Genomic DNA, 21,172 nt, shown 5'->3' on the forward strand with positions numbered 1-21,172 from the left:
CGGCAGATCGATTTGCGAGACGGTCGCATCGTTCGCGGGGTCGATCTCGACGAGTTTTCGTTGGGACTGCGCGTTAAATTCGCGGTCATCCGGAGCTTGACTGATGACAGGCAAATTGCATTGAGACCCGAGACGGCCCCGTTATAGTCCCGCTGTTCGTAGGCGCGGACTACCTGCGCTCAGTAGCACGAGGGGTAAGAGGGGTGAGTCGCTAAACTGCCTTGCAGTCGGGGGCAACTTCGTTGCGCGTTGCAACTTTCGAAAACACGACGTGCAGAGGTAGCACACATTCAGGCGAAGTTTATAGCTGCGGCGGTGTGTCGGGCGAAATCCACTCGCAGGAGTGGTGCGCAGCAAACAACGAGAGCGGACCTTCCGCTCCCGGACCTGGCGAATTCGATTGGGCAGTTAAAATCGGAAGGCGAGCACTTCGGCTCGCCCCGCAAAACGGTATCGAACTTACTGGATGCGAGCAGTGACGCCCGCGCCCCCGTTATTGCTTTTTGGCAGCGTCGACCTTGGCGTCTGCAGCCTTCTTGTTGGCATCGTTCTGCGCTTCGACTTTTTCCTTGTCTGCCTTTGCCTGCGCCACATTTGCGTCCTTCGCCGCTTCGTTTTTCTTCCGGTCAGCCTTCGCCTGTGCGTCATGCTTCTTCTTGTCGGCCTTTGACTGCGCTTTCATTGCATCGGTGTGCGCCTCGGAAGCCTCTTTCGGCGTTGTTGCCTTCTGCATTTTTGCCGCTTTCTGGTCAGCGTCCGCTTGAGCTGAGGCCTTGTCTTCATTCGCCGACGCCTGAGCCTTGTCCGCGTCGCTCTGCGCTTCGGCTTTCTTTTTATTTGCGGTAGCCTGTGCTTCACTCTTTTCGCTGTTCGCTTTCATTTGCGCCTTACTTGCGTCCGAAGGCGTTGCCGTCTGTGCGAAAACTGTGGTGACCAGCATGGCGGATGCAAGAGCTGCGACGATTTTCTTCATAGTATTCTCCCTTGAATATGCACCACGATCTGCAGTGCTGCTCGTGTAAACGTTAGGCGATTCTCCAACGTTGACCTTTTATGGTGACAAAGCGTAACCAGTCGGCACAATATGCAACCAGGCCGCTTCTGTGATGGTTACGAGGGGAGCCGAGATGCTTTGCCCTCGGGACTTTAAGGGACAGCGCGTGGACGCGCACCGATGTCGCGGAATTGTCCGCCGTTACATTCCGGAGTGCGCTGGTCGATCGTGATCTCGCACGCAGCGATGTGAGCCATGCTGCGTGCGGAGAGTTCGCTACGCCCGATTACACCTAGGGCTGAGCAAAGACGTCTGTGCGATTGAGTAGATTGCCCGTATTCGTTTGCACAAAAAACGGCAGGAAGCGCGAGCCCGCGGCGGCCAGGCCCTGATAGTCTCCGACGAATAAGCCTTCGGCATTGGGCGCAGTCTTGAGGTCGAATGAGCCCGCCAGATGTGTGTCGTCGCTAAACGTTGCCCCTCTGTCCGCCGAGGTCTTTTGCCAGATATCGGTCGGCAAGGTCGCAACGTTGCCGTCGGCAAGATTGCGAAAGTCGTAATACGTCACTGCCACGATCCCCGACGAGTTGACACGAATGCTCGGATTGAATGCTGGCCGTCCGGTAGCCGTATTAACGCGGGTTGGAGCGCTCCACGTGACGCCACCGTCGCTCGAAGTGGAAAGGGCGATTTCGTCGTAGTGGCCGCCATTGAAGCGGGAATCTTGCCAAACCACATACAGCTGGCCGGTTGTCGGATCGATGGCCGGCTCGGGGATGTCGTCCCCTGAACGCACCGCTTCACCCGTGTTCGGGTCGAACACCGAGACGGTCTGCAAACCGGTGATAATTGCAGGCTTCGTCCAAGTTGCGCCGTCGTCGGTCGATTTTATGAAAGCCACCTTGCCTGCTGACTTTGAGAATGGCGGAGTGATGAGGTTGAAGAAGTCATACAGCGTTCCGGTCTGCGAATTCACGACTATCTGATTGCCTATTGTCTGCTGCCGTGAAGGCACCGACACAATTACGGATGGCGGACTCCATGTGGCCCCGCCGTCGGTCGTCTTCGAAAACAGCGACGGCCCCCGAAAAGCGGCCGTACGCCTGTTTGCATATGGATTTGCATTCGGCAGTTCAAGGCGATCCCACACTGCATAGGCGACCCCTGCCGTGATCGGACTGGCCGTCACCGACTCCTTGTCATTGAAAAACTGCAAGCTGGGTTCGTTATTCGCGATGATGGTGCTCGGCTTGGCCCACGTCAGGCCGCCGTCTTTCGACACAGAGGCGAGCACCGCGTTACTGTTGTCGGACTGATTGAAGGAGATAGACACGGCGTACGCTGTTCCGTCGGGGCCTATCGACACCCAAGGATCGGACGCCCGCTCATAGTCAGTCCCGCCTGCGCATGCACTAAAGGGGAGTGCGGCCGGCTTGGCCCAGGTGTAACCGCCGTCGATTGACGAACTCGCGACCAGGCCATGTGCGCCGCCGTTGTCCCATCGGTCCTGTTGCCACACGCCGATAAGAGCCGAAGGGTTTCCGGGATTGGCGGCAATCCACGGCTCCACCTCCGCGTTCACGTAATTGGTCCCGGGGCCACCTATCGTGCAAGTGGCGAATATGCTCGGACCGGAGACGAGAACGGGTGCTGCCCGAACGGTGGAAATCGTTGTGAGCAGGACAGCAGCGAGCGGGATGCCGCTCAACAGTACACGAGGTTTGTGGCAACGCATGGAAGGCTCCTTTCCAATGTGGTCGGCAACAACTCAACGTAGCCTGCTGGCAGTTGCGAAAGACGCGTGCTGGCATGCTTCGCCTCGCCACTGAAAGATCACATCATCGGCGCGTCCTGTTTTGCGAACTCTTCGCTGACCAGCTCGCTACTGCGTGAGCGGCTACTCATCGCGAGCGCTGGTCACTGCCAGCGCTCGGTCAAGCAAAATGCTGATAGCGGATCGTCGTTCCTTTTAATCCAGAGTTTGCCTTGCGGATAACAGCGCCCCTCTTACAAGCGGTGTTTTGTCAGAGGTGTGGAATGGACTTTAGATTCTGGAAAACGACCTTGCGCGAGTTTTTTGTAACAACAGAAAGCGATATTCACTCTCATTCCCAGTGCGGGCGAAAGCAGACGCGACGGTCCGCGGCTGAGCCCTTATGGCTGTTCGGCAGTGCCCTCGGCCGATTGGCTCAGGCGGCATCGACGCTTGCGCTCGACGCAACCAACGATCTGAATGTCACGGGCGCGGTGGTTGGCGGTTCGACTGTCGTGCTTAACGCCGGACAGAATATCGGCGTGAAGGATTCGATCCCGTCGTCCAGCGACATGCATGCTGAATGCATAGACATGGTCCAACGGCTGAACAAGGTCGTACTCAGGCATCCGAAAAGTCTCGTGAGGTATCCGCTTCGGCCGCGAGCATCGACTGACGGCAGGTGGGAGCGGCGCAACGACACGCATAATTGGCGCGGATCTCGACTGTGATCTCCTCATCCACAGTCAGCCCACAGTCGATGAACAGTTCGTCGCCCGGTTTAATGTCGACGAGCGCATGAATGAAGACGCGCTGACCGGTCTCGATGGCCTCGCAGTTCGGGGGCGCACGTGTAGTTGATGAAGCGTGCGCTGTTGCCGCCACGGCTGCCGTCTATGTGTGCGCGCTGCATGTTGGGCGGCAGACCAACGGGTCGTTCGCGAGGTCACATCGACGGGAGTACGACCGGATAGTCAAGGTGGCTGATCACCTGTTTGACGCCCGGGACGCCTTGCGCCGCAATGCACGCGGCTTTGCGCTCCTCCTCACTAAGGATTACACCCCACAGGTGCACCTCACCTTCGTTGACGATCACCTGCCCTCGCGATAGCGCCCAGCGCTGGCCAGACATCGCATTCAAGATGGCCTCGCGTATCTCTTCATCGGCGCGTACGACCGGCTCCTGTTTGTTGTCGTGCGTGCTGCTTGCGAGCGCACGCACGAGGTCGGCGCGACTTACCAGACCTGTCACCTTGCCGCCTTCTAACACCGGAACGCGCTTGATGCGATGCCGCTCCAACAGAGATGCAACTTCCGAGAGAGGCGTGTCCTCGTTTACGGTGACGACGTCGACAGTCATCAGATCTTTCACCGTCTGAGCATGCTCTTTCACATACTCGCCAGCCAGTTCACGGCTAGATGCAAGAAACTCCAGCCACCAGGAGCGGCGCCGGCCGCCGGTGCCTATCTCGCCACGGTGCACCAGATCCCCCTCGCTGACAATGCCAATCAGCTTGCCGTCGGCAGTCGTAACCGGCACCGCGCTGACCGAGTGTTCGACAAGGAGCCTTGCGACCTCTAGTACGCTCATCTCGGGGGTAGCGAAAATGACCGACGTTGTCATCACGTCACGCGCCCACATGAATCCTCTCCTTCAACGTTTTAACCTCTGGCGGACTGTATTCGGAAGAAGCGCTGTCGCGGCACCCGCGCTCACCGGAAACAGGCTGGGTCAAGATGTATGGTCCACGCAGCAACGAATGCTTCGCTTGATCGAGATCAAGTGGGAGCGTGTCGCGCAGCGAAGCGTCGTACTCGCGTCGGTCAGATGGCGTCGTGGTGAGCGGGTATCTCCAGTGGGGAAATTTCGCTCAATGCTCTTTCTCCACAACAGGCGGCGATTGCGGCGCGCGCGGCGTCGCGCAAGTCTGCAGCAGCCTTCATGTCTTCGCCCGATGGTGCCAGGGCTGGGAGCACGGTAATCGTGATACCGGCTCGCATTGGCAACCACTGCCCATCCGGCAGCACAACACGCGTACCCGCGATCGCGACAGGAATCATGGGCCGGTGCGAAACACACGCGGTAACAAAAGCGCCGAGCCGGAATTGCCGCAGACCCGCGGATCTGACGAAGGTTGCTTCCGGGAAGAAGAGCAGCGAGGTTCCGGCCATTGCCTGCTTTACCAGTTCGCGCTCGTCGTCGGCCATGCGCCGATAGTCGGCGCGTTCGACGAAACGTACGCCTATTGCGCGAAGGAAGCGGCCGAGAAGCGGCGCGCTGGTGAGTTCACGCTTTGCGACAACACCGAGTGGGATGGGAAGGGCCGCGAGTAGCACGAGCCCGTCCAGATAACTCGCGTGATTGGCAACGAAGATAGCTGGCTGTGCGCTGTCAATGAGATCGACGCCGCGTACGGTCACGCGAATGCCTGCCAGCCGCAGGGCGAGTCGTGCGGCGCGCGATGCAATCCTCCAGTTTCGCTTTGCGTCCGGGTGCCACACAGTCATCAACCATGCGGGTATCGCTACAAGGAGGATGCTGATCCAGCACCATGCACCGTAAGCGAAGCGTCCGCCGGCAGTTCGAAGCCGCCGGGCGATCGGCAGTATGGTGTTCGCGCCGATGTCGAGCCACTGGCGCCATGGCGGGCGTGGCAGAAGGTGTCCGCGACTGCGCAGATACAGATCCAGAGTGGCAGCGTGGCGGATCTTGCCGCTGGATGTCTTGAGGATGCTGTGCGGTGGAACCAGAGCGACTTCCTCTGGCGGAGCGCCCAGCAGGGCCACGGAGGCTTCGTTGATGCCAGTACGTATCGTCGCGAGCGTGGCGGTAGCAGTTGCACGAGTCTCTGCGATGACGAGCAGTCGATCGGTGCCCGTTTCAATGTCGGGTGTTCCGCACACCGCAACGCAACCGGCTCGTACTCCAGGCAGACGCCCAACGGCTGCTTCCAGTTCGTACGGAAAAAAGTGACGCCCGGCCCGAATCACCAGATCCTTCACGCGGCCCGTGATAAACAGCTCTTCATCGGCGATATATCCCAGATCGCCGGTATCGAGCCAATTATCGTGAATCAGCTGTGCAGTCAAAGCGGGGTTCTGAAAATACCCGCGGGTCGCGGAGGGACTGCGGAATTCAATTCTGCCGACCGCTCTTTCGGGTACCTCATTACGGCCGGCATCGACAATACGAATCTGGTTGCCGGGTAACGCGCGTCCACTCGACACCAGTTCGAGCACGTCATCAGGAGATTCCGCTTGTGCTGCACGCTGCGAGTCAGCCAGTCGGACGCGACTGATACAGTCTGTCCGCACGCCTCGGCCAGGCTCCGAAAATGCCAGTCCAAGCGTGTTTTCTGCGAGACCGTAGACAGGGGTCAGGGCGGTCTGCCTGAACCCGTGGCTGGCAAAGCGAGCAGCAAATGCGCGCATGGTGGACGCACTGACGGGCTCCGCGCCGCAAAATGCAAGGCGCAACGAGGTCAGATCGACGGCTTCGAGATCGGCGTCCTCGATCCTGCGTGTGCAGCGCTCATAGGCAAAGTTGGGCGCTGCCGTAATGGTGGCATGGTAATGACTGATTGTTTGCAGCCAGCGCGCCGGACGCGCAAGAAACGTCAGCGGGGACATCAGAACCAGTGGGATCCCGAAGTAGAGCGGGCCGAACCATGCTCCAATCAGTCCCATGTCGTGATACAGGGGAAGCCAGCTTGCGAAGATGTCGTGCTCCTCGATCCGGGCAGTCTGACCCATGGCCCGGATATTGGCGAGCAGGTTCGCATGCGTGAGCACGACGCCTTTAGGCGTGCCGGTGCTACCGGACGTGTATTGAAGCAGTGCGACGTCGTCAGCGTGCGGGACATACTGTTCGGTATCCACCTCGCCCATCAATTGCGGTGCTGCAACGATCTCATGCAAGGTTGGTATCCTGGCCTTGGCCAGAAGGCCGGCTCCAAATGCATGTGAAGGCACGATCATGACCCGTGCACGCGCATCAGAAAGAATCGCCGCGTGCCGCGCCAGGTGATCGTCGATCCGTGCGGATTGTGCGGGCGGGTAGACGGGCACCACGATGGCGCCAATGAGCAATATGCCGGCGAAGCATGCGAAATAGTCACTGCCCGTCGGCAGCATCAGTGCGACGGTATCTCCGGGATTGACGCCGAGCTTGCGCAACCCGAGCGACACCCGCAGGGCGGCCTCATGCAGCGCCGCGTAGGTCATCGTGTGTGACGACGACTCCTCGTCGAGAAACACGATGTGAGTGCGTTCGGGGCGTCGCAATGCATGCCACTGGAGTGCTTCGACCAGCGTTCTTGCATCAGTTGGCGGGTCCAGCGCACCGGCCGGTACGCTAAGGTCGACGGTGTCGATGCGGGATCTGGACCGCCAGGCGGATGTTTCCCCTTCGAGGGCGCGCAGTAAATCACCCGGCGTTTTCGCCTGCCCGAACAGATCAAGCGGAAAGCGCACGCCGAGCGCTTTCTCGATGCGGGTCAGCAGTTCGGTGCGAGCGAGACTGTCCAGCCCCAGATCACGCTCAAACTGGCTGTCCAGTGTGGCACCCGGCAGCCTGGACCCACCCGGACTTATTTCTGCGGCGAAGGCGTCGACTATCTCGAGCATCCGCTGGGCGTAGGCCGATGATCGGCAGGCAGCATCATCCTTCATGTCTCGTAACCGCTTTGGCGTCGGGATCACGGAGTTGCACTCTTCGGTGAATTCGATCGTCGTTTCCCTACGCCGTGTCTCATGCTTATCCAATCAATACACGGCGCAGTACCTTGCCGAGTTGGTCGAGAGGCAAGGTATCGCGGAACTCGACGAACCTGGGAACCTTGTAGCTGCTCAGGTTGGCGCGGCAATGCGCCCGCACTTCAGCCGCAGTGAGGCTTGTCGAAGACGGGACGACGAATAGTTTCACGGCCTGTCCCGTCCGCTCGTCCGGCACGCCGACTGCGGCCGCGGCGGTTATGCCGGGGAGCGCTGCCACCACGTCTTCGACTTCGGATGGATACACCTTGAAACCTGACACGATGATGACGTCTTTCTTGCGATCCACGAGCACGAGCATTTGCGTGGCAGTGAAGTAACCAACGTCTCCCGTGCGAAGCCAGCCATCGTGCGAGATAACCTTGGCCGTCTCGTCAGGGTTCATCCAGTAACCGCGCATGACCTGCGGTCCCCGGACCCACACTTCGCCGATACTCCCCGCAGCGACCACGGCATCATCGTCGTCGCGAATGCTGACTTCGGTTGAAGGCAGTGGATATCCCACCGATCCGGAAAAATCCTTTGCATCCGTCGGATTCACACACACGACTGGCGAGGCCTCGGTCAGCCCGTACCCTTCGACGATCGGCATCCCCGTTGCTGTCTGCCATCGCGCGGCAACGGACGGATGAATCGCTGCGCCGCCACCGATGACCAGCCGCAGCCGTGACCAGTCGATAGCCGGGAAATGTGGTGCATTGAGAAGGGCTCGAAACAGCGTGTTCACGCCTAACAGTGCGGTGGGCCGCGTGCGGCGCAAGGTTCTTACGAGCCCGGCGATATCGCGGGGATCCGTCACGAGCACATTGTGTCCGCCAAGCTCGACGAACGTCAGCAGACTCGCTGTCAGCGCGAAGATATGAAACAGCGGCAGCGGCGTGAGAACGGTCTGAGGCGTAGAACAAAACGCCTCACCCAGCCATGCGCGGATCTGAGCAACGTTGGAGCTCAGGTTGCGGTGTGTGAGCATTGCACACTTCGGGGTGCCTGTCGTGCCTCCAGTGAACTGCAGCAGCGCCACGTCGTCGAGGGAGGCAGAGGGTTGATTTCGCGCATTGGGGTACTGGCGCGACAAGGCGGCACTGAATGTCCAGTACCTGCGCTTTGTTGGGGAATCGAGTCTCGAACGACACGCTGCACAAAGTCGATGGCGGCACGCTTTCGCAGCGGAAGCAGATCGCCCACCGCGACGGACACCACTGCGTTCGCCTGATTCTCATCAAGAATATCGTCGAGTTTCCAGGCGAAATTCTCGAGCACTACGATCGCTGAAACTGCCGCCGTAGATAGCTGGATCTGGATCTCGCGGGGTGTCGCCAGAGGGTTGACATTTGCCACGACGAGGCCTGCGTCGAGTACGCCAAAGAAAGCCACTACATAGGGCAAGCCGTTCGGCAAGATGAGCGCCACGCGCTCGGACGGCTCAAGTCTGAATTCGGTGATGAGAAACCGCGAGAACTGGCGCACATATCGCGCAACGTCCCGATATTCAATCGTATGACCGAATGAACTGAACGCCGGGCGTCTGGCGTAACGCGTGCAGGCCAGTTCGAACATTTCGGGTAACGTCCGAACGCTTGTGGCATCGATAGCTGGGACAGGCGGCTTGGCCCCATGGGGGTCTATCGTGTCTGCGTGAGTCATGGTTGGCGGGATGTGCTCGATGTGGCAGGCGCCGACGCAATAACGACTGTGCAACTGAGGCGCCACCTGTGCTTTTCAGGTCCGGGGCTTCCTGGCGGGGTGCCCCCGATGCAACGGCAGCCTTGCACGGATCCCTGAGTAGGCATGCCCCGCCCTGGTCAATGGCGCTGACAAGCCGCTGAGGCTGGCGATCTGCCTGCGAAGGCGTGGATGAATGCAGGCCAGTCCGAGGACGAAGAAGGCTCCGGGCAGTATCAAGAGGCCCACGATTGCTGCGCTTTTCAACATGACACCTCCAGAAAGCTCATGTGTTTCGCCATGGACCTAGCATAGGTTTCGTGTGTCAGGATGGATTGACGTGTATCAAGACCCTCATGATGTCTGGGCTTATCCCCACGCAAAGTGTTCCTCGCATCCGGTCCCCGCCGTCTGGCGGAGCCGGTCGTCGGAAGTTTAAATGGCGTGCCAGCAGAGCAGAAGGGCGGCGCCACCGATAATCACAACGGTGGCGACATAGCAGGTTACGCCCTTCGGGATGGGACCATCGTATGCCGATATGTCTACTTCGCCGCGATTTCGTTGCGAATGAGTTGAAATTCTGGCGAGTTATTCGCCGGTGCGGCCAGGCTCGCGCATATCGCTAACGCTATCGGCAGAGTGCGTTGCGGAACAAGGAATCGTTGCATGACATTCTCCTCAACACGGTCGGGCGCCGACGTCAAACCGTGAACTTCTTTCACGCACCGTTGGAATGACACCAGGTCGCTCGATCCATCAGAGCTTGATACACGTCAAACGATGATTCGTCCCAGAGTCCATGCTGGTGTGGCGAACAGTTTTTCCTGGGTCGACGCTTTTTCTGCGTGTATGCGTGACAGTTGCCACGCGCTCGAGAAGCCGGGGCGAGAGGTATCCATGTCTATTTTTCGTGCAAGAGTATTTTCAACGGCACTTCTCTTTGGGGCAATACTGTGTGTCAGCGTGTCGGCGCAGCCGCTGCCGGCGCCAGCGGAGCAAAACGGCATCCGATATGTAACAGGCGGCATCGGAGAAGATGAAGTCAAGGCCTTTCATTCAGTCGCGGCCAGATACAACGTGCGGATCACGCTGTCGGCGAAGTCTGGTCATTACCTCTCCGATGTCGACGTAAAAATCTCCGCAGGAACCCGGTCTCTTCTGGTTGTACGGACGGCAGGCCCATTCCTCTTCGTACATTTGCCTGCTGGCCAGTACCAGATCTCTGCGCGTGACAGGCACGTAACAGAAACAAGGAAGGTCGTGGTTCCGGGGCGAGGTGGCATCGATGTTCATTTTTCCTGGGAGGATCCTGACAGGCACGACGTCATGCAAATATGTACCGGATGCCGCACTCCTTGATCATCATGCGCGGCGGTGCTGCACAGGCATTTCGCGGAGCTTTGCTCAGATTTATAAAGTTACTCCGTGTCGGGTGGGTCTGCGTCGGTTCCGCGAGCCTGAGCTGGCTAACATGGGGAAATCACCCGTCAGCTTCGTGCAGCCATGCGATGACGCAAATCGATTGGTGACGCGCGAGGCAACGGACGTGCAATCGCTGACCTTGAGTCGATCATCGAAGTAGTGACCGGTTGCACGGCCTGACAGACCTTGTCACTTTAATTTTGAGCGAACGATGGAGACCGTCTTTTCCGTCAAGGCAGTCAGCAAGGTCTACCCGATGGGAAGCATTAGTGTCCGCGCGCTCCACGATGTGACTCTTGAGCTCGAAGCTGGCGAGCTTGTGGTTCTGCTGGGCGCGTCGGGCAGCGGCAAATCCACGCTGCTAAATCTGATGGGCGGACTCGATACGCCGACGGCCGGCACTATCAACTACCGGGACCATCGGCTCGACTCTGTGCCCGAGCGGGAACTAACGCGATTCCGTCGCGAGCATGTCGGCTTCGTGTTTCAGTTCTATAACCTCATACCCGGTCTCACGGCACGTGAAAACGTCGCGCTTGTGACAGAGATTGCAGACCGGCCCCTCGATCCAGACGTCGCCTTGCATATGGTTAATATCGGCACACTCGCCGATCATTTCCCTTCCCAGATGTCGGGCGGTGAACAGCAGCGGGTCGCGATCGCCCGCGCAATAGCGAAACGGCCCGATGTGCTGTTGTGCGACGAGCCAACGGGCGCGCTGGATTTCCAGACGGGACGGGTCGTGCTCGAGGTGCTCGAACGCGTTAACCGCGAGTTTGGAACCTTGATTATTGTCGTTACGCACAACGCTGTCATCGCTGACATGGCGAATCGCGTGGTACGCATGAGCAGCGGCACGGTCGTCGAGGATCGTCGAAATGTGAGGCGTTCGCGCGCACAGGACCTGACGTGGTGAGTGCCCTGACGCGCCTTCTATGGCGGGACCTCTGGCATATGCGGGCGCAAGCATTTGCGGCGGTGCTGGTCGTGGCTTGCGGCGTTGCCACATTCGTCGCAATGCGCACCACGTATTTGAGTCTATTGAAGGCGCAGCAGGACTATTACGTCTCTTACCGGTTTGCCGATCTGTTCGTGACACTCAAACGCGCTCCGCTAGCAGTCGCATCGCGTATCGCGTCGATGCCCGGCGTCGCTCGCGTCGATCCACGCGTCGTGTCGGACGTTACACTCGATTTGCCAGGCCTCGACGAACCAGCGACCGGACATCTCGTCTCGATTCCCGAGTTGTCATGGCCAGCGCTCAACCTGCTGCATCTACGAAGTGGCCGATATGTCTCGCCGGGCCGGGACGATGAAGTGCTGATGAGCGCCGCTTTCGCGGAAGCAAACAATCTCCATGTGGGGCAGCGCTTCGGGGCCGTATTGAACGGTCGCTGGAAAGAACTCCAGATCGTTGGCATTGCGCTTTCGCCGGAATATGTCTATGAAGCGGGAGCCGGATCCATTTTCCCGGACAATCGGCACTACGGTGTCATCTGGATGGGACGTGATGCCGCGTCGGCTGCATTCAGCATGGAGGGGGCATTCAACGACCTGGCAATCGCACTCGACAACAGCCGCCGGACATCTGACGTAATCGCCTGGGTCGACCGCGAACTGGCCCGCTATGGCGGGCTCGGTGCAATCACGCGCGAAGATCAGCTATCGCATCGTTTCATATCGGACGAAATCGCACAGAACCGCACCACGTCTACGTATGTACCCACGATCTTTTTCTGCGTGGCCATGTTTCTGTTGCAGAGCGTGCTAGGCAGGCTGATCGACACGCAACGCACACAGATCGGGTTGATGAAGGCATTTGGATACGGAAACACGCGTGTCGCGTTGCACTACCTCCAGCTGGCGTCTCTGATTACGGCGTTGGGAAGCGCGATCGGTGTGGCAGCCGGGCTTGGGCTCGGATCCTATCTCACGGACATGTACGCGAAGTACTATCGCTTTGCCCGTCTCGAGTATCAGGCTGACGGGGCAGTCGTGATCTCTGCCATCGCCGTGAGTTTCGTCACCTCAGTCGCGGGCACGGCGGTAAGCGTGGCGAAGGCTGCGCGATTAAAGCCCGTCGTGGCACTGCGTCCCGTATTGCCGCCGGCATTCGCGGCGGGCTGGGCGGAGCGGACTGGTCTGTCCCGGCACATCAGCGTGACCGGGCGAATGATCGTGCGCAATATCGCGCGGCAACCCGTCAAATCCGCGCTTTCCTGTCTCGCGATTGCCAGTGCGAGCGCGATCCTCCTGATAGGAGGGTTCTTTTTCGATGCTATCGATCATCTCTTCGACGTGCAGTTTCAACGCGTTGAACGTCAGGACGTGACCATCACTTTTTCCCAACCGCTATCGCATCGGGCATTCTTCACGCTCGAAAGCCTGCCAGGCGTGTTGAAGGTCGAGCCGTTTCGCGATGTGCCTGTCAGACTTTCCTACGGATATCGCTCCCGCCGGATCAGCCTGAGCGGAATTTCGACGACGGCAGCCATGCATCGCCTTGTCGATGAACAGGGCGTGCCGTTGCGCGTGCCCCCGGACGGGATGCTGATCTCGGCACAACTCGCGGACGCGCTGGGGCTGCGCGCAGGCGACAGGATCACGGTGGAGTTGCTCGAGGGCAAGCGCCAGATACGACAGGTGACGGTGACGGGCGAGGTCGGAGAGCTGGTCGGCATTCGGGCGTACATGGATCAGCATGCCCTCGCGCGTCTGCTTGAAGAGAGCGGCAACTGGACGGGGGCGTGGCTGCAAACCGACGCACGCGCGCTTGAGCCTCTGTATGGCACGCTCAAGCGTATGCCGGCCGTCAATACAGTAGCCGTCCGGCAAACTGTAATGACAGTTTCCGCAAGATCATGGACGAAAGCGTGCGTCTTTCGACCACAATCAATTTTGTCTTCGCCTGCATCATCGCCTTCGGGGTCGCATTCAACGGGATGCGTCTCGCCTATTCGGAACGCGTACAGCAACTGGCATCGCTACGCGTACTCGGCTTCACGCGCGCAGAAGTCGGCTGGATCCTGCTTGGCGAACAATTCGTACTCGCTTCGGTGTCAGCGCCGGCCGGTCTGTTGCTGGGATATGGCATCTGCGCGTTGCTGGTCCGGCGCCTAGCCACCGATCTGTATCGTCTGCCGCTCGTCATCGAAACTTCGACGTTCGCGTACGCATTGCTCGTTACCGCCGGTTCGGTGGCGTGCTCCGGACTCGTCGTGGCGTGGAAGATCAGGCGCCTCGATATCGTCGCTGTCCTCAAGGCGCGCGAATCATGAAGCGCAATCGCATCCGATCGGCGTTGCTCATTGCGGTCGCGACGCTCGCAGTTGCCGCGGTTCTGGCGGGCGCGTTCTGGCCGAAAGCGGTTGTTGTCGATACGGCGCAGGTGAGCAGGGGACCGCTTCGCGTCACGATCGACGAGGATGGGGAGATCCGCGCACATGACCGCTACGTCGTCACGGCGCCGATCACCGGTCGTTTGCTGCGCGTGACCATGCGCGAGGGGGACCATGTGCGTGCGGGACAGGTGATTGCGGTGCTGGTGCCCGTCGCCATGACGCCCGGAGAAAGCGCGGAGCAGCGCGCCCATGTGGAGTCGGCGGAGGCCGCTTATGGCGAGGCTCTGGCGCACGTCGATCATGTTCGTGCCGATCTCGAGCAGGCGCACAGGGAGTATCAGAGAGGCAAGGCATTGATCGAGTATGGCGGCATTTCGAAGCAGGGGCTGGAACAACTCCGCGTCACCGAGGCATCGGGCATGAGCGATCTCGATGCAGCCCGCGCCCGCGCAACATCTGCGGCAGCAGAAGTACGAGCCGCGAAGGCGAATCTGCGAGCATTGGAAGCCGGGCATCCCGTGGAAGTCCGCGCTCCTGTCGATGCCGTCCTCCTGCGTGTTGACGAGCGGAGCGAACGCGTAGTGTCGGCCGGTGCTGCCGTCATGGTGCTCGCCGATCCCTCTCGCTATGAAGTGGTCGTTGATGTTCTCTCAACGGACGCCGTCAAGATCAGTCCCGGGATGCGCATGTCGGTGGAAGACTGGGGCGGGCCTGTGCCAATCGATGCAAAAGTGCGGGTGGTCGAGCCAGGCGCTTTTACCAAGGTCTCGGCGCTGGGAGTTGAAGAGCAGCGCGTGCATGTCATTGCAGACCTGTCGGGCGCCCCGGGCCGGCTGAACGACGGGTATCGGGTTCTGGGCAGGATCGTGATCTGGGAAAGATCTGACGTGGCGAAACTTCCCATCGGCTCGCTATTCCGGTGCGGGGAACAATGGTGCGTTTTCACCGTCGAGCGAAAGCGCGCCATACAACATGTTGTGCGCATCGGACAGCGCAATTCCGAAGAAGCCGAGATTCTCGACGGTGCTGGCAGCAATCAGATCGTGATCGTATATCCACCCGGCACTCTGACAAATAATGCCCGGGTTCTGCTGCGCTAGAGCCATTGCTACGGCCCGCAAAGAAAGCCGCACCAATGGCACAATTGGATTTCCCTCGGGAATACCAAAACCGACCCAGGACATGGCCATCCACGTAGGCGGTGCGAAAGCGGGTATGAGATTCAGCAGCAGGACGACAACGAACAGCGTCGCCAGCGTCGACACGACCTGATTTTCCGAGCGATTTCTACCGTACGAGCTTGCAGCCCGGCACGATACACCACGTGATGTGGATCAAGCGCAGCACGGCAAGCATTTGATCTGCCAGGAAATGACGATTCGATGCCGGCCGGGTATTTCACGGAAGGATTCATATCCTATGCTGAAGGCAGCGATTTCGAAATCTGACCCCGTTGCGATCTTTCCCTCATGCCACGTCCGCTTCGCTCAGTCGAGCTTGTCCTGCTGGCCGCCTCGGCCGTAAGCCTCGTAACAGGCATTGTGTTCGCCGCGCTCGACGACGTCGCGCTCGCGCATGCACTGTGGGCCGTTGGAACCTTGCCCGTCCTGCTGGCGCTGCTGGTGTCGATCGTCAAGGCGCTGCAGCGGCATGAAGCAGGCGTCGATGTGCTCGCGCTGCTCGCCATCGGTTTCGCACTGGGGCTCAGCGAGTTCCTGACCGCCGCCGTGATCTCGCTGATGCTCGCGAGTGGACGAGCTCTCGAAGCGTACGCGCAGGAGCGGGCACGACGCGAAATGACCGCATTACTGAGCCGCGCTCCGCGTCATGCCAATCGCTTTGAGGGCGGTGAGTGGCGTCGCGTCGAACTGGATGCGGTACGTCCCGGCGATCGGCTGCTGGTACGAAGCGGCGATCTAGTTCCCGTCGACGGCTCGCTGATCGGCCACGCCCAACTGGACGAATCCACGCTCACGGGGGAATCCGTCATCCAGCAACGCTCACCCGGCGAACCGGTCAATAGCGGGGTCGTTAGTGTTGGTGCCGCCTTCGAGATGGTCGCTGCCGCGAGCGCGGCAGACAGTACGTTTGCCGGGATAGTCCGCATGGTGCAGTCGGCGCAGCGCGAGCGCAGTCCGGCAAGCCGTCTTGCTGATCGCTACGCGCTGTGGTTCGTGCTTGCAGCGCTTGCACTTGCCGCGGGTAGCTGGCTGATCTCCGGAGAAATCGCACGGGCGCTTGCTGTGCTTGTCGTTGCAACCCCGTGCCCACTGATTCTTGCAGTGCCTGTGGCCATTGTTTCCGGCATGTCGCGTTGCGCGAAACGAGGCGTGCTCGTCAAAGGTGGTGGTCCACTGGAGAGGCTCGCGCAAGCGAGCGTACTGTTCTTCGACAAAACGGGCACCCTGACGGGAGGGCAAGCGCGCCTCGTCGCAATCGAAGCAGGCATTGGCACCTCTCCCGAGACGGTTCTGCGCGTTGCCGCGTCGCTAGGCCAGGCGTCAGCACATGTCATATCCGAAGCGGTGACTGCGGCTGCACGCGGGCGCAAGCTCCCCCTGTCACTACCAACCCGCGTGGAGGAGCGACCCGGTGCTGGAGTTCAGGGAGAAGTGGATGGCCATATCGTCGCGATCGGTTCTTACGATTTCGTATCATCGCTCGCAACGCCGGCGCCCTGGTGCGAAGCTTTTCTTCATCGCCTGACGTACGAGGGCGCCTCTGCTGTATTCGTCGGGGTCGACGGTAACATGGTCGGTGCCCTGCAGATGGCGGATCAGATCCGGCTCGAAACGCCACGTGCGCTGCGGCTGCTGAAGCAGGAGGGCGTCAAACGGATCGTGATGCTCACGGGCGACAGACGCGATGTAGCGGAAACGGTGGGGGCAATGCTGGGCGTCACGGAGGTGCGGCCTGAGCTATCACCCGCGGACAAGCTTGCAGCGATCCAGGCGGCACGCCGTGAAGGGCCAGTTGTCATGGTAGGCGATGGAATCAACGACGCTCCTGCGCTTGCGGCCGCTGATGTCGGCGTTGCGATGGGGGCACGAGGCGCGGCGGCGTCTTCAGAAGCAGCAGACGTGGTGCTGCTGGTCGACCGGCTGGATCGGCTTGTCGAGGGGTTTCGGGTGGCGAAACAGACGCGGCGGATCGCCGTCCAGAGCGTGATGGCGGGTATGGCGCTGTCGGTGTCGGCAATGGTGGTCGCCGCGTTCGGATTCCTGCCGCCCCTGTCGGGCGCGTTGCTTCAGGAGATCATTGATGTGGCCGTCATCGCGAACGCGCTGCGGGCCTTGAGGATTCGTTCGACAGCCATGACAGGCAGCCTTGCCCGTAGTGACGAGGACCGCCTGAAGACCGAGCATGTTGAACTTGGTCCAGTAGTCGGGCAGATCAGGGAGCTCGCGGACACACTGCCCGGTTTGCCGGGACCATCCGTCGCGGGCGCGCTCGCTAACATGAGCGATTTGCTGGCACACAAGCTCATCCCACATGAGCAGCGCGATGACCAGGAAGTGTATCCGGATCTTGCGCGCCTTCTCGGCGGAGAAGACCCGATGGCGGCGATGAGCGCCACGCACCGTGAAATTTTCCGGATCTCCCGTTTGCTTCAGCAAATGACGGAGACAGTGCCAGCCGAGGGACCCGATGCAGAAAGCATCCGCGAATTCCAGCGTCTGCTGTACGGTCTCGATGCAATCGTACGCCTGCATTGTGCACAGGAAGAGGAACTCTTCCATACGCTTGCGGAAGGGGCGTAAAGACCGAATTCCTGTCCCTGCGCGCTGGTATCGTCGCGTGATCGCGTACCCGGCTGCTTGATCGCGGCTATTGGAATTTCGTCTGGACCAACGGCACTGGACTGGCAGTGCAGGTCTGGTCACCCGCATCAATCTTCAGAATCAGCTTATGCGCGGTGCTGCTCAAGCGCCTTGCGTGCCGACGAGCAGTAGCGGGATTTGCGCAAGACTGGCGACCCGCCCCGCGACACTACCAGGCAGCCAACGTGATATGCCCCGCCTGCCATGCGTGCCCATCACAATCAGTTGCAGCGTGACAGCTGCTGGCTTCGCGAACGATGGTATGGGCAACGTCGTCGCTGGTCGCTCGGCCGTACCGCGCGATCAATCACATAGATGGCTCGCAAAGAAGCATCGGGTACCGCAAACCACAGGTCAAAGCGCAGCGCGGTAGCCGCGTGAGGGCTTCCGTCAACCGCGAACGGGATGCGCTGCGGCAAGTGCCCGTTCTCGATGCTATAGCCTTCCGGTACGACAGGCAGCGGGCAGTGCAGAAGCCCGGTCAACGACTCTGAGACGGTTCCCTCAACCCAACGCGCCAGGCCATGGTGGTGGCGTGCACCTGAAACCGCAGTTCGGCTTGCCACGCATTGGCAGCATTTATCAATGCTTGCGCAACGACCCCGCCGTGTTTCGACAGGTCCACCGCTTCCGTCTCGATGCGCACATCACATGGCACCAGCAACGCTTTGGCCTGTTCGAGTGCGCCAGTCGCATCCTCTAGTCATCTGTCGCGGACTGAATCCAGCGCGTGGATTCACGCTTGATCCCGTAAGGTGGTCGACTGCCATCCGTCAAGCGGGCAGACCAGGGCGACATGCCAGCTTCAGAAACGATGGTCGTAGTTCAACCGGATCGTCGTTGGCTTCGGCTGATCCTTTTGCGTAACTGTCAGGTCCACGTGATAAATGCCGCTCCATGGCATCAGGAAATCGTTGCCATATGTGACGGCACTCCCTACCTTGACGGCATCCAGACGTTTCTCGACAGTCTTCGCGTGAAAGTGCGTGTCGTAGGAACGGGGACCTTTGACGCGGGCGAGTACGGTAGCGTCGCTCACGCGCTCGCCCGTGGCCGTGTCAAAGATTGCGACGGTCAGATGGTATTGGTTCGGTCCCGGAGAGGGGACATCGCTCGCCGCTGTCGAGCCAGATTCTCCAGGCTTGCTGGATGGGACGACACCGTAGTGAACGGTGAGACCATGCGACGTGACGCTCCGCGAAAGATCGTCTGCATAGGCAACAGTACATACGCCCAAAAGAAACGTCGTAAGTATTGCGCCGATCAACGGTAGCTGGATGCGCATGCGAACCTCCCACGTCTTTGATCACACAGGGTTACACCCCTGATCCAGGACTGCTCAACGGTATGGTCGCGCCTCGTGGGCGTGGCGCCTTGATTCAGGTCAAGCATTGCCAGCATGCCAGAACACCTCGACTTCGAGACCCCCGAGGCGCTTCGAGCGACGCACGCAGACCGTCGCCGCATGAAGGTCGACGATCCGCTGGACGATCGACCAGCCAAGCCCGCTGCCACTTTCGTTGGTACCAGGAACGCGAAAGAAGCGCTCACCCAGTCGCGGGCGATCCGCATCGGCGAGTCCTGGACCGCTGTCTTCGACCGACAGGACCGCGTCGCCGTCATCTGTCGACGTTCTGATCAACACGGATGCACCAGGCGGGCTGTAACGGATGGCATTGTCCACGAGGTTGCGCACCAGAGCTGCGAGCAACACGTCGTCGCCCTTGACGTGGCAAGGCCTCTCACCGTCAAATTCCAGCGACTGCCGCTTCGAGATCGCCATTGGTGCCAGTTCTGCGACGACCCGTTGTGCAAGCACGCTCAGATTGACCTTGGTGAGTGCGAGGGTCGCCCCGGACTCGAGCCGGGAAAGCACCAGCAGCTGGTTCACGAGACGCGTTGCGCGGTCACACCCTTCGATGGTCGCGCGCAATGCGTGCTGACGCAGGGCATCGTCCGCTTCTGCCAATGCAACCTGAGCCTGCGTTCGAATCGCTGCGATGGGCGTGCGCAACTCGTGCGCCGCGTCAGCAGTGAAGCGGCGCTCCGCGTCCCATACCGTCTGGATACGTGCGAAGAGTTGATTGAGCGCGTCGAGTACCGGGGACATTTCGGCGGGCGTTTGCGTCATCACGACTGGCGCGAGATCGTCCGGGCCACGCCGGGCAATGCTTCGGCCCAGTTTCTTGAGTGGCGTCACGCCTTGCCTCACCGCCCACCAGGTGGCAAGTCCAAGAAGGGGCAGGGCGGCAGCCATAGGCCACAGCGTACCGCGTAATACCGCTAACAGTATTGCGGTGCGCGAATCGATACGCTCACCGACATAGACGCGTGTATCTTCGCCCGTCCCGCGCGCAGAAAATACGCGCCACGCGTCACCGCCTATCCGCACGGTTGCGAAACCCTGCCCGAACTCGCCATTGGCGGGAATCATGGGCTCAGTCGGTGCATTGGCCGAACGCACGACTGCCTGCCCCTCATGAAAGATCTGGAAGGCAACCTTGGGTGCATACGGATGCGGTACCCGTGTATCGATCTCGTCATCGTCGTCAATCGATTGGGTCTGCTGGACGATCAGCAACGCTGCTGCCTGTGCGAGGTGACTGTCGAGCAGCTCGTCGAGTTCGCTGCGGGCGTCACGCCAGATGAACAGCGCGGTAATCAGCCATACAGCGATTACGCCGCCAATCACCAGGACCAGCAGGCGTCCCTGCAATGAGCGTGGCAGGATCATCACGTAGCTCAGCCCTCTCGCATCAGTACGTACCCGACGCCACGAACTGTCCTGATCAGCTCGCTGCCGAGCTTCGCGCGCAGGCGATGGATGTGCACTTCAACTGCGTTGCTCTCCACTTCCTGACCCCAACCGTACATGGCCTGTTCCAGCTGTTCGCGCGACATCACACGGCCCGCATTGAGCATCAGCACATACAGCAGATCAAACTCGCGTGTGGAGACGGTGACGGGTTCTCCATTCCGGTAGACAAGCCTTGCTGCCGGTTCGAGTGTGACGTCCTGCACCTCCAGCTTTTCAAGCGGCTGACCGTGTGCGCGGCGCACGAGCGCTCGCAGGCGGGCGGCGAGTTCCAGAAGATCAATGGGCTTGACGACGTAGTCGTCGGCACCGATGTCGAGTCCACGGACGCGATCGGGGACCGTGTCGCGCGCGGTCAGCACCAGTACGGGCATGGTCACGCCCGCGCGGCGGGCCGACGATAGCACGTCGATGCCATCCTTGAGCGGAAGTCCGAGATCGAGCACTGCCGCAGCGTAGGACCGGGTGCGCAGTTCCGTTTCGGCAGCCTGGCCGTCGCGAACCCAGTCGACCTGAAACCCCGCTTGCCGAAGGCCCGCGCGAATTCCATCACCAAGCAACGGATCGTCTTCGACGAGCAGGATACGCATT

General features: G+C 60.3%; 15 protein-coding genes and 2 pseudogenes. 6 read left to right on the top strand and 11 right to left on the bottom strand.

All coding sequences use genetic code 11. The features are described 5' to 3' along the window. Window positions 1–493: 493 nt before the first annotated feature. From FRZ40_RS27705 to FRZ40_RS45800, 7 genes and pseudogenes are all read right to left on the bottom strand, one after another. Window positions 494–973 (bottom strand): hypothetical protein, encoded by a 480-nt coding sequence (locus FRZ40_RS27705; RefSeq protein WP_147236241.1) that lies wholly within the window; start codon window positions 971–973, stop codon window positions 494–496. A 313-nt stretch (window positions 974–1,286) separates the two neighbouring features. After that, window positions 1,287–2,729 (bottom strand): sialidase family protein, encoded by a 1,443-nt coding sequence (locus tag FRZ40_RS27710; RefSeq protein WP_028364681.1) that lies wholly within the window; start codon window positions 2,727–2,729, stop codon window positions 1,287–1,289. Between the two features lie 639 nt (window positions 2,730–3,368). Further along, window positions 3,369–3,645, bottom strand: a pseudogene (locus FRZ40_RS27715) (SET domain-containing protein); the annotation flags it as partial. 48 nt (window positions 3,646–3,693) lie between these two features. After that, on the bottom strand, window positions 3,694–4,389 hold the full coding sequence (locus FRZ40_RS27720; RefSeq protein ID WP_147236242.1) for a CBS domain-containing protein: 696 nt from the start codon (window positions 4,387–4,389) through the stop codon (window positions 3,694–3,696). 182 nt (window positions 4,390–4,571) lie between these two features. Then, entirely contained in the window at window positions 4,572–7,511 is a 2,940-nt protein-coding gene (locus tag FRZ40_RS27725) for an AMP-binding protein (protein WP_240057295.1), read from the bottom strand. Continuing rightward, the gene (locus tag FRZ40_RS46195) at window positions 7,504–8,541 is read right to left on the bottom strand and encodes an AMP-binding protein (protein WP_275671044.1); all 1,038 of its coding nucleotides are present in this window, start codon (window positions 8,539–8,541) and stop codon (window positions 7,504–7,506) included. The genes FRZ40_RS27725 and FRZ40_RS46195 overlap by 8 nt, the downstream gene beginning before the upstream one ends. Further along, the gene (locus FRZ40_RS45800; protein ID WP_275671045.1) at window positions 8,469–9,077 is read right to left on the bottom strand and encodes an AMP-binding protein; all 609 of its coding nucleotides are present in this window, start codon (window positions 9,075–9,077) and stop codon (window positions 8,469–8,471) included. The genes FRZ40_RS46195 and FRZ40_RS45800 overlap by 73 nt, the downstream gene beginning before the upstream one ends. Before the next feature lie 1,002 nt (window positions 9,078–10,079). Here FRZ40_RS45800 and FRZ40_RS27740 point away from each other — a divergent pair. From FRZ40_RS27740 to FRZ40_RS27760, 6 genes and pseudogenes are all read left to right on the top strand, one after another. After that, complete coding sequence (locus tag FRZ40_RS27740) at window positions 10,080–10,541, top strand: carboxypeptidase regulatory-like domain-containing protein (protein WP_147236244.1); 462 nt, start codon at window positions 10,080–10,082, stop codon at window positions 10,539–10,541. Between the two features lie 274 nt (window positions 10,542–10,815). Then, window positions 10,816–11,520, top strand: coding sequence for an ABC transporter ATP-binding protein (locus tag FRZ40_RS27745; RefSeq protein WP_028364677.1), 705 nt, complete (start codon window positions 10,816–10,818; stop codon window positions 11,518–11,520). An 830-nt stretch (window positions 11,521–12,350) separates the two neighbouring features. Continuing rightward, a pseudogene (locus FRZ40_RS45995) lies at window positions 12,351–12,623 on the top strand (FtsX-like permease family protein); the annotation flags it as partial. Window positions 12,624–13,546: 923 nt separating this feature from the next. Next, entirely contained in the window at window positions 13,547–13,882 is a 336-nt protein-coding gene (locus FRZ40_RS45160) for an ABC transporter permease (RefSeq protein WP_338048166.1), read from the top strand. Next, window positions 13,879–15,045, top strand: a complete 1,167-nt coding sequence (locus tag FRZ40_RS27755) for an efflux RND transporter periplasmic adaptor subunit (protein ID WP_147236245.1) — start codon at window positions 13,879–13,881, stop codon at window positions 15,043–15,045. Before FRZ40_RS45160 ends, FRZ40_RS27755 begins: the two co-directional genes overlap by 4 nt. 369 nt (window positions 15,046–15,414) lie before the next feature. Further along, window positions 15,415–17,706: a heavy metal translocating P-type ATPase gene (locus FRZ40_RS27760; protein WP_147236246.1), complete on the top strand. Its 2,292-nt coding sequence runs from the start codon at window positions 15,415–15,417 to the stop codon at window positions 17,704–17,706. A 162-nt stretch (window positions 17,707–17,868) separates the two neighbouring features. Here the strand turns inward: FRZ40_RS27760 and FRZ40_RS46200 are convergent, their stop codons facing one another. From FRZ40_RS46200 to FRZ40_RS27780, 4 genes are all read right to left on the bottom strand, one after another. After that, window positions 17,869–17,982, bottom strand: coding sequence for a universal stress protein (locus FRZ40_RS46200; RefSeq protein WP_342959964.1), 114 nt, complete (start codon window positions 17,980–17,982; stop codon window positions 17,869–17,871). A 589-nt stretch (window positions 17,983–18,571) separates the two neighbouring features. Next, window positions 18,572–19,051, bottom strand: a complete 480-nt coding sequence (locus tag FRZ40_RS27770; protein ID WP_028364673.1) for a hypothetical protein — start codon at window positions 19,049–19,051, stop codon at window positions 18,572–18,574. Between the two features lie 99 nt (window positions 19,052–19,150). Further along, window positions 19,151–20,500 (bottom strand): ATP-binding protein, encoded by a 1,350-nt coding sequence (locus FRZ40_RS27775; RefSeq protein WP_147236247.1) that lies wholly within the window; start codon window positions 20,498–20,500, stop codon window positions 19,151–19,153. Between the two features lie 8 nt (window positions 20,501–20,508). Then, window positions 20,509–21,171, bottom strand: a complete 663-nt coding sequence (locus tag FRZ40_RS27780) for a winged helix-turn-helix domain-containing protein (RefSeq protein WP_147236248.1) — start codon at window positions 21,169–21,171, stop codon at window positions 20,509–20,511. Window position 21,172 lies beyond the last annotated feature (1 nt).

Source organism: Paraburkholderia azotifigens, assembly GCF_007995085.1.
Lineage (GTDB): Bacteria > Pseudomonadota > Gammaproteobacteria > Burkholderiales > Burkholderiaceae > Paraburkholderia > Paraburkholderia azotifigens.

Excerpts from the sequence above, each read along its gene's own strand:
- FRZ40_RS27705 (WP_147236241.1), bottom strand. The coding sequence starts at position 973 with ATGAAGAAAATCGTCGCAGCTCTTGCATCCGCCATGCTGGTCACCACA.
- FRZ40_RS27710 (WP_028364681.1), bottom strand. The coding sequence starts at position 2,729 with ATGCGTTGCCACAAACCTCGTGTACTGTTGAGCGGCATCCCGCTCGCT.
- FRZ40_RS27720 (WP_147236242.1), bottom strand. The coding sequence starts at position 4,389 with ATGTGGGCGCGTGACGTGATGACAACGTCGGTCATTTTCGCTACCCCC.
- FRZ40_RS45800 (WP_275671045.1), bottom strand. The coding sequence starts at position 9,077 with ATGTTCGAACTGGCCTGCACGCGTTACGCCAGACGCCCGGCGTTCAGT.
- FRZ40_RS27740 (WP_147236244.1), top strand. The coding sequence starts at position 10,080 with ATGTCTATTTTTCGTGCAAGAGTATTTTCAACGGCACTTCTCTTTGGG.
- FRZ40_RS27745 (WP_028364677.1), top strand. The coding sequence starts at position 10,816 with ATGGAGACCGTCTTTTCCGTCAAGGCAGTCAGCAAGGTCTACCCGATG.
- FRZ40_RS45160 (WP_338048166.1), top strand. The coding sequence starts at position 13,547 with ATGCGTCTCGCCTATTCGGAACGCGTACAGCAACTGGCATCGCTACGC.
- FRZ40_RS27755 (WP_147236245.1), top strand. The coding sequence starts at position 13,879 with ATGAAGCGCAATCGCATCCGATCGGCGTTGCTCATTGCGGTCGCGACG.
- FRZ40_RS27760 (WP_147236246.1), top strand. The coding sequence starts at position 15,415 with ATGCCACGTCCGCTTCGCTCAGTCGAGCTTGTCCTGCTGGCCGCCTCG.
- FRZ40_RS46200 (WP_342959964.1), bottom strand. The coding sequence starts at position 17,982 with ATGGGCACGCATGGCAGGCGGGGCATATCACGTTGGCTGCCTGGTAGT.
- FRZ40_RS27770 (WP_028364673.1), bottom strand. The coding sequence starts at position 19,051 with ATGCGCATCCAGCTACCGTTGATCGGCGCAATACTTACGACGTTTCTT.
- FRZ40_RS27775 (WP_147236247.1), bottom strand. The coding sequence starts at position 20,500 with ATGATCCTGCCACGCTCATTGCAGGGACGCCTGCTGGTCCTGGTGATT.
- FRZ40_RS27780 (WP_147236248.1), bottom strand. The coding sequence starts at position 21,171 with ATGCGTATCCTGCTCGTCGAAGACGATCCGTTGCTTGGTGATGGAATT.